Annotated in this window: 15 protein-coding genes; 2 read left to right on the forward strand and 13 right to left on the reverse strand. The window is 29.6% G+C overall.

Features of this window, described 5'->3' with window-relative positions:
• Positions 1–52 precede the first annotated feature (52 nt).
• The 8 genes from OW730_RS21545 to OW730_RS21580 form a co-directional block, all read right to left on the reverse strand.
• Positions 53–1,336: an ABC transporter substrate-binding protein gene (locus OW730_RS21545; protein WP_271226109.1), complete on the reverse strand. Its 1,284-nt coding sequence runs from the start codon at positions 1,334–1,336 to the stop codon at positions 53–55.
• 71 nt (positions 1,337–1,407) lie between these two features.
• Positions 1,408–2,556, reverse strand: a complete 1,149-nt coding sequence (locus OW730_RS21550; RefSeq protein WP_271226110.1) for a double-cubane-cluster-containing anaerobic reductase — start codon at positions 2,554–2,556, stop codon at positions 1,408–1,410.
• A gap of 21 nt (positions 2,557–2,577) precedes the next feature.
• Entirely contained in the window at positions 2,578–3,642 is a 1,065-nt protein-coding gene (locus OW730_RS21555) for a uroporphyrinogen decarboxylase family protein (RefSeq protein WP_271226111.1), read from the reverse strand.
• 453 nt (positions 3,643–4,095) lie between these two features.
• Complete coding sequence (locus OW730_RS21560; protein ID WP_271226112.1) at positions 4,096–4,386, reverse strand: hypothetical protein; 291 nt, start codon at positions 4,384–4,386, stop codon at positions 4,096–4,098.
• A 51-nt stretch (positions 4,387–4,437) separates the two neighbouring features.
• Positions 4,438–4,767 (reverse strand): hypothetical protein, encoded by a 330-nt coding sequence (locus tag OW730_RS21565; protein WP_271226113.1) that lies wholly within the window; start codon positions 4,765–4,767, stop codon positions 4,438–4,440.
• Positions 4,768–4,859: 92 nt separating this feature from the next.
• Positions 4,860–5,606, reverse strand: a complete 747-nt coding sequence (locus OW730_RS21570) for a hypothetical protein (protein ID WP_271226114.1) — start codon at positions 5,604–5,606, stop codon at positions 4,860–4,862.
• A gap of 82 nt (positions 5,607–5,688) precedes the next feature.
• Positions 5,689–6,414, reverse strand: a complete 726-nt coding sequence (locus OW730_RS21575) for an NERD domain-containing protein (protein ID WP_271226115.1) — start codon at positions 6,412–6,414, stop codon at positions 5,689–5,691.
• A 190-nt stretch (positions 6,415–6,604) separates the two neighbouring features.
• Positions 6,605–7,942: a hypothetical protein gene (locus OW730_RS21580; protein WP_271226116.1), complete on the reverse strand. Its 1,338-nt coding sequence runs from the start codon at positions 7,940–7,942 to the stop codon at positions 6,605–6,607.
• A gap of 193 nt (positions 7,943–8,135) precedes the next feature.
• On the opposite strand from OW730_RS21580, the gene OW730_RS21585 reads away from it, so the two are divergent.
• On the forward strand, positions 8,136–8,447 hold the full coding sequence (locus OW730_RS21585) for a nucleoside triphosphate pyrophosphohydrolase (protein ID WP_271226117.1): 312 nt from the start codon (positions 8,136–8,138) through the stop codon (positions 8,445–8,447).
• 618 nt (positions 8,448–9,065) lie between these two features.
• Positions 9,066–9,323: a (2Fe-2S) ferredoxin domain-containing protein gene (locus OW730_RS21590; RefSeq protein WP_271226118.1), complete on the forward strand. Its 258-nt coding sequence runs from the start codon at positions 9,066–9,068 to the stop codon at positions 9,321–9,323.
• Positions 9,324–9,578: 255 nt separating this feature from the next.
• Here the strand turns inward: OW730_RS21590 and OW730_RS21595 are convergent, their stop codons facing one another.
• The 5 genes from OW730_RS21595 to OW730_RS21615 all read right to left on the reverse strand — a co-directional run bounded on the left by OW730_RS21595 (position 9,579) and on the right by OW730_RS21615 (position 12,650).
• Positions 9,579–9,923 carry an extracellular solute-binding protein gene (locus tag OW730_RS21595; RefSeq protein WP_271226119.1) on the reverse strand — a complete coding sequence of 115 codons (345 nt, stop codon included), beginning with the start codon at positions 9,921–9,923 and terminating at the stop codon, positions 9,579–9,581.
• Between the two features lie 229 nt (positions 9,924–10,152).
• Positions 10,153–10,857 (reverse strand): hypothetical protein, encoded by a 705-nt coding sequence (locus OW730_RS21600; RefSeq protein WP_271226120.1) that lies wholly within the window; start codon positions 10,855–10,857, stop codon positions 10,153–10,155.
• Between the two features lie 222 nt (positions 10,858–11,079).
• Positions 11,080–11,532, reverse strand: coding sequence for a hypothetical protein (locus OW730_RS21605; protein WP_271226121.1), 453 nt, complete (start codon positions 11,530–11,532; stop codon positions 11,080–11,082).
• A 51-nt stretch (positions 11,533–11,583) separates the two neighbouring features.
• A complete protein-coding gene (locus OW730_RS21610; RefSeq protein WP_271226122.1) occupies positions 11,584–11,751 on the reverse strand; it encodes a hypothetical protein in 168 nt (55 codons plus the stop codon).
• 170 nt (positions 11,752–11,921) lie between these two features.
• Positions 11,922–12,650 (reverse strand): alpha/beta fold hydrolase, encoded by a 729-nt coding sequence (locus OW730_RS21615; RefSeq protein ID WP_271226123.1) that lies wholly within the window; start codon positions 12,648–12,650, stop codon positions 11,922–11,924.
• Between the last annotated feature and the right edge of the window lie 26 nt (positions 12,651–12,676).

The following is a 12,676-nucleotide window of genomic DNA, read 5'->3' on the forward strand; positions in this document are numbered from 1 at the left end:
GAATTATGAAAAAGCAGCAAAACAAATATTTCATTCTGCTGCTTTTTAAATATTATTTTTTCATACTTTCTTCTAGTAATTTTTGTGCTTCATTCAATGCCTCTTCTGCTGTTGCTTCTCCAAGCATTGTTTTCTGAATAGCTTTTACAACAATTTCTTCAAACTCATCCCAAACTAGTGGATTTGGTTCAGGTTGTCCATATTGAATTATTTCTACAAATGGCTTTAAGAAGTCATTATTATATCTTTCCTCTTCAGCTTCTGCTTTAAATATTGGGAAAAACCCTACTGTTCCATCAAATTTATTTTGATATTCACATGCTGTAAAGAATTCAATAAACATAGCAGCTGCTTCTTTATTTTCACATTGTGATGAAATTGTAATTGAATCTGTAACTAAAGTTTCTCCATATTGTTTACCTTTTGGAAGAAGTGCTACTCCATAAGGAGTCTTATCATTATCTGGTTCTAACTGCATTCTATTCTTTTCCCATGGTCCAGAAACAAACATAGCTATCTGACCACTCTTAAATAAATCAGCAAAGTTTGATCTAGTTATCTCAACTGGGTTTGGTACAACATTATGTTTTTTATATAAATCTGTATAGAATTGGAATGCTTCTACTGCTTCTGGACTATTGATTACAGGTTTTCCTGTTTCATCAAATGCTTTTGCTCCATTCTGATAGAAAAAGTTAAATAACTGAGCTATTGTTGAAGATTCTGGTGCTCCTGGTATAGCAAATCCCTTCATACCTGGGTTTTCTTCCTCAATTTTTTTTGATATTTCTACTAATTCATCCCATGTTTTAGGTGCTTCTTTTATTAGATCTTTACGGTAATACAATGCCCTTGAAGAAAAACCTGTTGGAAGACCAAACTGCTTACCATTAACTTTTCCTGTATCAAGAACTGATTCAATGTACTCTGCTTTTCTTTCATCAGTTACATATTGATCTAATTGTTCTATTGCTCCAAGTTCAGACAGCTGATTAAGATTTCTTGAACCCGTAATCATTATGTCTGGGGCATCTCCTGCCTGAATCATAGACATCATTTTTTGATATTGTCCCCACCCTGTTCCCATTAAGTCTATTTTTATTTCTGGGTGTGCCTTTTCAAAAGCCTTTAAAGTTGCATCATAAGCTTTTCCAAAGGTAGGATCTGTATATCCTGGTACAAAGAATTTTAAAGTTACATGCTCAGTTTGTTTAACACTGCTTTCCTTTGCTACTTCATTCTTTTTATTATTCTTGCTATTTGTACATCCTACAAGCGTTCCTACAGAAAGTGCTAAAGCAAGACCTACTAAAATTATTTTTTTTACTTTTTTCATTATTCTCCTCCTTAATTTTCATCATACTTATTAAGTAATAGTACTTAATTTGATAATCTTTAGTGTTTTATTTAAAGCATTTCAACAAATGCCTCAATACGAGTTCTTATTTGTCCTGTATCCGTCTGTGAATAATCTGTTTCAATACGCATATAAGGAACTTTATTGTCCTTAGCTACAATATTTTTAACTCTATGACTCTCAACATTGAAGGTATGACATGCCTGCAGTATTATCTCAATAACACCATCAATTTTATATTCATCAATTAATTCAGACAACATTTCCATTCTATTAGTATTTGGGGACATTACAGAACATCCAACATTTAAGTATTTATCTGTTAATGCATCATAAGGATCAATTGTCTCATCTACTAAACGTGCCTTTTCTCTAACCCCAGCACAGTTCTCAAAGCATACAACTACTGCGCCACTATCTTCAATTGTTTTAACAGTTTTTTCAATTGTTCCCCCTAAAGGACATCCTGTTACTAATATTCTTGGAGCATTTTCACTTACATTTCTAACCCCTTGTTCATACTCTTTTTTAAGTTTATCCATGATATTTCTTATTTTCTTGTTTTGGTCTTCTTTATCAAGAGTAAATTCGCTGCCTAATAATACCTGTTTCATTTCATATCCTGTTAATGGCGGCGGACATAATTTCCCTAAAGAATAAAATTCCTGAAGAACTAGTCTCTCCTCATTACGTTTTTTTATCTCTTCTCTTAATTTTTCCTCAGTAATCTGTACATTAAATTCTTTTTCAAGTCTTTCCTTCAAAAAAATCATTTCATTTTTCCATACAGAATAAGCATGGTCTCTATGTACTGTTTGAGGAAGTTGCATAACGTGTACAGGCTTCAGTTCAGATAAATATTCAAACATCTTCTTCTTTCCATCACATGTAGTTTCTCCAATAATCAAATCAGAAAAATATGAGTTAGGACATTTTTGTGTCAGTGCAAATCCATAACTTGATTTTATAAGAGGACATAAATTCTTAGGAAGATGTGCCTCCCCATCAATTATTGGTTCATTACTTGTACCACACAATGATACTGCTGTTGCTCCTGCTGCACGTATAATCTCTACAGGTGTAAAAGTACAAAATATTCCGACTATATTCTCCCCTTGTTCTTTTAACTCTTTAACTTTAATAAAGCTATTTCTTCTAGCCTCACTAAATTCTTCAAACTCTTTAGGTAATTCTTTCAATGTTTTCACTCCTCATTGTTTCTATTCATATTTCCCAAAATCTCTTGCTGCCTGAATCATAGCATGTACATTAGCTGCAGGTGTTATAGGAGATAAATTACAATCTGGAGTCAAGATGAATCCGCCAGGGATATATTTCATTTTTTCTACTATCCTTCCCGCCTCTTCATATACTTCTCTCGGCGATCCTGTCTGCAGTATAGTATTTCTTAGATTTCCCCCTACCATATGTTCTTCTCCAAGCTCTTTTGCTAAGTGTTCCATATCCATTTCATATCCTACAGTAAATAAAGTTCTTGGATGTACTTTGATTTCATCTTTCCAATAAGAAAGATTTTTTGTATGATTTCCACATAAATGAACAGTTTTAATATCTATTCCCATATGTTCAAATTTTTCAAAGATCTCTTTTATATAAATCAAACTAAATTTCTCAAAAGTTTTAGGTGACATTATTGCATGACATTCCATAGGACAGGAACAACCAGCCTTAACATTTTCAGCTCCAAATTCTTCAACATATCTTTCTGCAATACTTATAAGATAATCTGTAGCTATTCTCAATAATCTATGTACAAGCCCTGGTTCTTTTATAAGCCATCTCATCAATAAATCACTCCCTGTCAAACAATGAACCACACTCAAAGGAGATCCTGCACTTACTCCAACACCCATTCCCTTTTCAAAACACATTTTTGCATGGTAAAGATCTCTAGAACTTCCAGGTGCATTATCTATATCCGGTACTTTTAGTTCTTCTATATCAGCAGCACATGTAATTGGTCGTTTTATAACACGTGGAAAAAATTTATTAGGTGAAGTAGGAAATTCAATTTCACCACCAAAATCCCATGCATATTTTTCAGGTATACCATATCCTATTCCACCATCATGCTGATGAAGACTTTTTGCCCACACCTGAGCCTCAAAGGCCATCTGAGGATTAAGATAATAATCTCTTGCAGTCATATTACATATTCTCGCTGCATAAACCTCCATATGAGGAATAACGGGTACTCTATCAGGTCTCTTTTTTAATTTTAGTGCCTTCATCCTTTCTTCTGATGTTAATTTATCTCTATGCATACAATTCTCCTTTTTATAATTCACTATATAATTCCAATTCTTATTAAGCCCCAGCTATCACTACTTAAAATTAACCATATTTAGACATCATAAAGCATTTTTAGACATTTTTACACATTTTCAAACATCTTTGATTATATACTAAATTTAAACATAATCAACATTTATTATTAATTCCAATACTTCCTTATTGGTTTTATCGATTTTATCTATAGTATTCTATAAAACAAGTGTCACTCTAATAACACATTTTTTATTGCTTTTTTTAATAGTATTTTTTTCTTTATTAAAGAGTACTTTTAAATCATAATATGAATTATACTTGTTAAAAACAAATATACATAAAAAATAGGACTAAATCAGCAAAACCTTCACGTTTAAAAGTTTTCTAATTTAGTCCTAATAACAACACCATCTATAATTAAATAATCAAATCATCAGGTTTGAATTCTTCTAATTATCAAATATCATACTATTTTGATTAAGCAAATCATCATAATATTTATCCTGTGAAACCTTAGAAGGATTATGCCATGTCTCACCATCTATTTCTAAAGCAATCTTCTCACCTTCATTTTTTATAGCAAAATCAATAAATCTACTATTCCCGTATATATCAACAAAAGGATACTGGATAAATAAATTTTCCGTTTTCTCAGTTCCAAAAACTTCTGAGAATATATCTATGAATAAATCTTCTGCAATACTTCCAAGCCTTATTTCATCATTATTCTTTTTACCCATACTAACACCCCAAACTAATTACATTTTAAGTTAATGTTAAGTAACTCTATCCTATACCTTCCTAAACCTCTTCTTCTCCTGCTCTCTTCTTTCCTTCTCTTCTTCCTCAATTCTAATTTCCCTAGCATGTTCTAATAAACTTTTTAAAGGTTGCATAGCTACCTTCGCATAAAAATTAGACTCAACCCACTCCAAAATATTCTCATGTGTTAAATGATTAATTTTCTCATATTTCATACCAAACTTTTGAAATTCACGTCTAAATACTATTATTACTTCTCCTTCTTTAACAATGTGATTAATCTTTAGATTTAAGTTATTATCATCTGATAATTTTTGAAGGTCTTTAACGAACTTATAATATTTTATGTTGTCTGTCATTTCTTTCATCTCCTAAATTTAGTATAATGAGATATTATTAAACTAACTAAGTCAATTACCTTAATATCGCCAAATATTACTTTGTACCTATATTAATAATACTCAACTTCTTTCTTTACTCTATTCTTTTTCTTTTCAATTTTTTTCAACTTCTTTTCTTCTTTCTTAAGTTTCTTTTCTTCCCATCGTTGTTTTCTACCTTGAATGTTCTTTCCAACCATTAATATTAGAAAATGCCCTATTACAGTAATAACAATTGCTAATATTAAAAATACTATATAATATTCTACAACCATATTTTTCATAGATTCATATATTTGTGAGTAATGCCCTTTAACTAATCTAGTTTTAATAATTACATCATAATAATTTTCTATTACATAATTCCAAACAGGTATCGTTATTAATACATTGATAATAAAATATCTTACACTCCAATATAAAAATCCTTTTCTAACACCTTTTTTATAAAAATATACTAACATTAATATTAATATTCCCCCTGCAAATATAAGATTTATGTAAGACAATTCAGTTTTGTTAGTATATGTAACTGCAGATTCAAAAAATTCTTGTATTTCTTTTTCAGTTTTAACTTCTGTTCCAAAAGAAGTAGCCAAGAATTCAGGTTTTATAATAAAAATCAGGGGCATTAACACAAAACTACTGTACACCTTCATAATTTGTGCTATATATGGTCCTATAGTCATATTTACCACCTGAGAAATCAAACTAAATATAAACAATGGAATAAATAATATTACAGCAACTATAATGATAAAACCTTCACCACTTATCCATGGCATAAAAAAAATTGTAACTCTTTCTTTTTTTCTCAACTTTAGTTCCTCTCTTTCTTTTTATCAACTTAGTATTAAATAAATTCATACACATCAATTATTTTTAATCCACTTAGGAATACTACTTCCCCACAAACCTACACCCCGGAAAATTACTACATCCCACAAACTCCCCATACTTACCTTTTCTCTTAACTAATTCTCCACCACATTTAGGGCATATGTTTTTACTTACCTTCTCATTTTTTTCTCTAACATCTTTTCTAATTTCTTTAACATGCGCTTTCTTAACATTCTTATCCTTAAGCTCTGCCCCTTGAATTAAATTACAAATATCACTCATCTGTTCTTTTGTTATTTTCTTCTCATTATACTTCAATATAACTTTCTTAATCTGAGGTATGTAAACTACATGTTCTTTCTCAATCTTAACCTTTAAGTCAGCTCTATCACTGAATGCAACTATAGGAATAATAGGTACATCTACTCCCTTTATTAACTCTTTAACTGCCATAACATGTCCATAATTCTGTCTAAGTGGATTGTACAATTTATTCTTTGTTTTATATATTGTTTGAGTCCAGAACTCACTTTTCTCTGTTCCAGTTATCCAACCTTTATAATTTTTAGTCTCAATTACGAATATCCCATAAAGTGATACTACTAAATGATCTACCTGAGTTGTCTTCCCTCTGTTAGTTGGAAGATAAACATCATTTAATATTTTATACTCCTCTTCATTTAAACCTTTTAAACGTATGCTAACAGACTTCTCACCTAAATATCCTTTAACCTTTGGTGATGATAAAAGCAATATTACGGTAACAATTATAATAGCCCAAACCATGTATAATCCCCCCAATAATCCATTATTTTATACCATATTACATATTTTATCACTTTTCCACTTTTATTGAAATATCATCAGTACTAAAGATTCAATTATTCACGTATATATCAACAAAAGGCAGTAGGAATCCCTACTACCTTTAAGCTAAATATTTAAGATTGTTTTATATTTCTTTAATTTAATAAATTTATTTTTTAATTATTTCAATATTTGTTATATATAATTCACTTATTCCTTCGAAGCCTGAATCAATACCTATTATTACATATGCTTCACCATTTTCATTAGTTGTTATTTCAACTGTATGCTGGAAAGGTTTTAATTGAAAACTATCATCTATTGAATCAATTTTTTCAACATTTCCAATTGCAGTCATATCTTTCCCTGAATTAGCTTGTGCTCCAGTGTCTATATTCATTCTATAGTAAGCATTAGAACCTTCACCAACTATCTTAGCTTCAGGTGCTATGTTTGTCATACCAGCTTTAACGTATACACTTGATCCAGGAGAACCACCTATTCCCATCATTCCACCTGGTACATTTGTAGCTAAATCAAATTTTATTTCCATATTATAAGTTGTATTAGGTTCAAGCCCATACTCGGTACCTAATTTTTTTGTAACATACATGAATAAATCATCACTGTGATTATTTCCAGTTAACATTAACCCATTACAATCTAAACCAGGTATATTAGAATGTTTGAATTCTACTGAATAATCACTTTCTACATAATTGATAGGTAAATCAGCAAATCCGCCTTCCCAACCCATAGTATCGTTTTCAAAAGAATATTTCATTTCTTTTGTTTCAGTAATTTTATTGTTATCAACTAACTCTAAAATCCATCCATCGTATTTTTTATTGCTATCCTTATCTTTATACCAAATATCTAATATGTATTGATCATCTTCATAAGTAGAAAGTGGAATATCAAACTGAGTTACATAATCATCTGTTAAAATAATCCATTCATCTGTTTTATAATTATATAAAAACAGCTTATATACTTTGCTTCCTTCAGAATCACTTGAAAAATGTAATGTACCATCATTCATTTTAATTGAATAATCTAAATCACCTTTATTTACTGGATTATAGTTAACTGTAAACTCCTTTTGTGCATCATAAGCACCAAACTCACTTGAGTACTTACCATTACCATCGCTTTTCTTAACTCTTGCAATAAATGTGTTTTCACCAGTTTTAAAATCAAATTCTTTCATATTAACTTTAAACATTTCATCAGCATCAATAGATGAAGACCATCCATTTGTTGTTAAGGAACCCTCAGCAGTTTTATATAATAATTGATATTCAACCTTACCTTCGTATCCCTCTTCTAAATCTATAAAAAATTCCATTTCTTCAGCAGTTGTAATAGGTCCTTGATTAAGAAGAACTCTTTCAATTTTCAATTGGTTATCTACAGCGAACACACCATAAACGCTGTGATTAAAAATAGAAAAACATGTTAATAATGCTATATTAGCAGTAATAAATTTCTTTAGTTTTTTATTCATAGCAATACTCCTCGTATAATTAATATTGATCACATATATATTTACGATTGTAAAATTAAAAAGTTATATTAAATTTCTTTACTCAATAAATGAATTTTACTCATACAATAAAATACTCTCCATTAATTTGAAAAATCCCCAAATAATCATTAAAATATAACTATCACAAAATAACCAAAAGGAGACATCACTCATGAAAATATACAACAAACTCATCCGAGATAAAATCCCACAAATAATCACAGCTGATGGAAAGAAATTTGACACTCACATAGCTTCAAAAGAAGAATACACACAAATGCTTGAAGACAAACTTAAAGAAGAAACAACTGAATACCTAGAAGATAAAAACCTAAAAGAATTAGCTGATGTAATGGAAGTTCTTTTTTCTCTTGCTGAAAATCTTGGTTATAGCGAAGAAGATTTGATTAATGAACGAAATAAAAGAAATGAACAACGTGGAGGCTTTAAAGAAAGAATCATTCTTGAAAAAGTATATGAATAAGGAGAACCTATAAAGATTATCTTTTCCATTATTAACATGGATACTTCTATCCTTTTATCAAAAATGATGCTATTTTGTTTAAGCAGATCATCATAATATTTATCCTGTGAAACCTTTGAGGGATTATGCCATGTCTCACAATCAATCACAAAAACAACTTTGCACTCATGCACTTAATGTAGAATTTGAAATCAAATTCTACATTAACAGTTTGAATTGGTAGAAAATTGTCAATATTGCATGTTTGTATGCAACTATTTTTCAACTTTTATTGCATCATTAAAATTATTGTTATAATATATACTTATGGTTCATCCACAAAAATCATTTTACTCCAAGTTTATACAATATATAAACGTTAGAACATTACAATCTAAAGTATATACTGTATATACTTTTTGTTAGAAATACTTTTTGTGGTTAAATCTAGCAGTACTATTGCAACTTTTTATTAAAACTTTTCTTTAGAAACTAAAGATAAGTATAGAGATTCCATAGTTAAACTTTATTTATATATACTCAAAATCGCAGTGTTTCTATGAGTTTTGAATATGTATAAATTTTGTTTTAACTTGGAATCTCTGTAATAAAAATATGTAAATGAAAGGAGTAATTTTTGTGATTATTTTAAGTGTTTGTGTAAGCAGTACATGCCATCTTAATGGTTCTTACAATGTTGTAACTACCTTTCAGCAAATTATTGAAGAACGTAACCTTTCAAATAAGGTGGAATTAAAATTAGTTTTTTGTTTAGGTAATTGCAAAAAAGGAAAAGGTGTATCTGTAAAAATAGATGACAGTGAAATTTATAGTGTCTTAGAAGTTACAGCAACAAAGTTTTTTGAGACAGAAGTACTCCCTAAATTGAATTTGTAGAATTTTACTAATAAATTAGATTTGTGAAAATAAATAACTCTTCCTCTATAACCATGATAGGACATTGTATACACAAAAGAACTTAATGCACCAGTGGGATGGTGCATTAAGTTCTTTCTATTTAATTACTTCTAGCCTCTTTTAATGCCTTTTCTCCTCTTTCTTGAGCGTCCTTTAATGCTTCATCAATTGATTTTTTACCATGGAAAACTTGATCTAATTCTTCTCCTAAAACATCAAGAGCATTTATTTGTCCTATAATTCTTGTGCTGATTTTCTAACAGGCAAGTATCCTGTTTGCTGTGAAAAATATGCTGTGTTTTCTGTATTAGTTAAGAACTTTATGTATTTCCATCCAGCTAATTTTTCTTCTGGATTACTAGTATTAAACATTGCTACATTTGTACCATAGTATAGTTGATCATTAGTTTTATGTCCTGGTAATGGCGCAGCAAACCATTTCATATCACTAGTTATACCCTTTTCAATATAAGGAATTGATGAAGTTGATGCAACACACATTGCTGCTCTTCCCTGTGAAAAAGGTACATTTGCATTTTTATCTTCTCCTGCAAGTCTTGCTATACCATCTTGAATCATGCCACTTAAAAATTCCACTGCTTCTTTAGTTTCTGGTGTATTGAAATTAAGCTTATCTTTTTCTTCATCTATTACAACACCACCAGCTTACAATTTTGGTATCCCTATGTTTGTTCACAAAGTTCCAATTTTCCATTTATAAAAAAACTCCAAATACACTGTAGCTCCAACCACTCTCTTCTCTCCCAAATGCATACTTCTAATTTTTTATTTTATTATCTTATGAATTTCAATCTTTAACTCTTTCACTAAGCTTATAGTATGAAAAGTATACAATTACATCTATTGATAACATGATTATAAAGAAAGCTTTAAAAAAGATAGGCATATGTAATAGTATAGCAATTACTATATTTAATGTATTAAACCCTACAAACACCAATAAAGCCTTTAGCTTTCCTTGACCAATCATAACTAAGCAATAGATTTTTATAAATAGACCTAAAAATTTACCTATTAGTGATGGTATTGTGTATAGATATCCACTTGAAGCCGCATCAAAACTATTTCCTAAAATTATTAAAGTAATTATACAGTGAAAAAATAATCCCCATCTATTAATATTATAAGGATTTCTCCACTCCTTTTTATTATCAACTATGAATTTTCCTGCAATCTTTTCACCTAAACTTAACCATAATACTTTCTTTGAAATTACACTGTGATATATAGTTACTAATCCTATACACACTACAATTAAAATCAAGTATAGTAAAGGTTTAATAATCACATTTGATCCTAAAATAGTTTTATTTTGTATACTTTCTATAAGGGCAATAATCCCTGCAATTACTGTTGCTATAATGTAAAAATCACATACACCAGCATAAAAAGGATGTGCTTTAGATGATTTCAATGAATGGATATTCTCTTTAATCTCATCTCCCTCATCATGCACATGTAAATTTTCATTTAAAGTTTTATCATTCTCCATGCTTGTCCTCCCTCTAAAGTAATTAGGAATTAACTTAAATCCCTACTCAATGTAAATTATATCATTATGATGAATATTTAACCATGTAAATTGTAATATTACATTTAATTAATTTTTGACTATTTCTTTATTGAAATATACAATGTAGTTGTTTTATGAAAAGAATCATTCTTGAAAAAGTATAAGAAAAGAGAACCTATTAAAGATTCTCTTTTCTTATACTTAATACACCCCAAACATAACCAACCCAATCCCATAAGTAACCCCGTTAGCTATCAATGTATACAATAATATTTTCTTTTCATTTATAGATTCAATATTTTTTCTGTAATTTAAATATTCAATAATAAAAACTACTATTTCCAGAAATAATAAATTCAAATAATAATTATCCATTGAATTTATAATGCCTCTGAACGTTAACTGAATAAAAATTTGAGTTGCTATGTTTGTCCAAACTATAACCTTTAACTCTTTTATTCTAAAGAACAGTGCAATTATAACCTCAATTATTATAGTAAAAACTATAGGACATACTATAATAAAAAGAAAAAAGAATAATAAACGATGTTCTTTTCCTAGGTCTCTCATCTTCTCAATGAAATTCTTTTTAACTACTTCAGCCTTTCCTGATTTTAGATCAAAGGTTATTACTGCATCAAATAAATATACCACTGCATATTAAATCACATTTAATATGCAGTGGCACCTTATAGTCAGCTAAATTTATCTTCTATCAGTAGTCTCTCTAATTAGTAACCATATTATTAGTCCTACAGGACCAAGAAATAATATTAAAAGGAATACTAAACACCCTGATGATCCTCTTTCTGATGCATCATTAGCAGCCCATATACCACAACCTATCCATATTATTAACCAAAGTACACCCATCAAATTTCCCTCCCCAGTAATATAAAATAATTATTTTTCTTCATTTATCAGTCCAGAAAAACATTTTTTTACTTAACCTCTATATAATATATTACTAGAGTGATACTATTTATTCTTAAAATCAATGACGGGATAGCTATTGCTATTTTAGAATTTTATACTATATCATCCTATTCTGAATCTGTGAAGTTTTGAATAAAATTCAAAATTGCTTCAACAGTTATGTTTTGCTGTTCTTCAGCACTTATTGTAGCTTTAGGATCCCCTTTTTGCTCACCATAATTTCCAAATTGCGCATGGTTACCACCTTCAATTATAACAATATTTTCTGTGTAATCTATATGCTTTTCAAGATTTGAATTGAAAGTCCCGTAAACGGTTAAAGCTTTTTCTGCTGGATAATCACCATAAACATATGCTCCTAATAAAATAAGTCCCTCTATCTTGTCCTTGTTTTTAGCAGCATAACTACTTGCCATAGCGCCACCCATTGAATGACCGCCTATATACCAGTTCTTTATTTCAGGAAGTTTTTCAAAAACATCCTCTGCAGCATCAGAATCAAATATAGCCATATTGAAAGGCATTTCTACCAAAACACAAGTAATCCCTTTCTCAGTTAACTTCTTCAATATGGGTAAATACGCTATATGCTCAACTTTTGCTCCAGGGTAAAAAATTAAAGCTGTATCACTAGGTATAGCTGGAGACAATATAGTAAGGTTGTCTACTACTTCTATATTTAAATTACCTTGCATTACTTCAATTGCTATATCCTCAGCCCTGTAGTAATCAGAAGCATAGATAAAAAATCCTACAACTGAAATCAAAAGAATACTAACCAAAGATATTATTGCTATTTTTGTTTTTCTAAAACCTTTTTTATTTTTTACATCCATATATTACACCTCCAAAAGTTATTTTT

It is taken from the genome of Oceanirhabdus sp. W0125-5, from assembly GCF_027938815.1.
GTDB lineage: Bacteria > Bacillota > Clostridia > Clostridiales > Clostridiaceae > Oceanirhabdus.

Bases quoted from the DNA above. Each gene is read 5' to 3' on its own strand.
- OW730_RS21545 (WP_271226109.1), bottom strand. From the start codon at position 1,336: ATGAAAAAAGTAAAAAAAATAATTTTAGTAGGTCTTGCTTTAGCACTT.
- OW730_RS21565 (WP_271226113.1), bottom strand. From the start codon at position 4,767: ATGACAGACAACATAAAATATTATAAGTTCGTTAAAGACCTTCAAAAA.
- OW730_RS21615 (WP_271226123.1), bottom strand. From the start codon at position 12,650: ATGGATGTAAAAAATAAAAAAGGTTTTAGAAAAACAAAAATAGCAATA.
- OW730_RS21595 (WP_271226119.1), bottom strand. From the start codon at position 9,923: ATGATTCAAGATGGTATAGCAAGACTTGCAGGAGAAGATAAAAATGCA.
- OW730_RS21585 (WP_271226117.1), top strand. From the start codon at position 8,136: ATGAAAATATACAACAAACTCATCCGAGATAAAATCCCACAAATAATC.
- OW730_RS21600 (WP_271226120.1), bottom strand. From the start codon at position 10,857: ATGGAGAATGATAAAACTTTAAATGAAAATTTACATGTGCATGATGAG.
- OW730_RS21575 (WP_271226115.1), bottom strand. From the start codon at position 6,414: ATGGTTTGGGCTATTATAATTGTTACCGTAATATTGCTTTTATCATCA.
- OW730_RS21555 (WP_271226111.1), bottom strand. From the start codon at position 3,642: ATGCATAGAGATAAATTAACATCAGAAGAAAGGATGAAGGCACTAAAA.
- OW730_RS21580 (WP_271226116.1), bottom strand. From the start codon at position 7,942: ATGAATAAAAAACTAAAGAAATTTATTACTGCTAATATAGCATTATTA.
- OW730_RS21610 (WP_271226122.1), bottom strand. From the start codon at position 11,751: ATGGGTGTACTTTGGTTAATAATATGGATAGGTTGTGGTATATGGGCT.
- OW730_RS21560 (WP_271226112.1), bottom strand. From the start codon at position 4,386: ATGGGTAAAAAGAATAATGATGAAATAAGGCTTGGAAGTATTGCAGAA.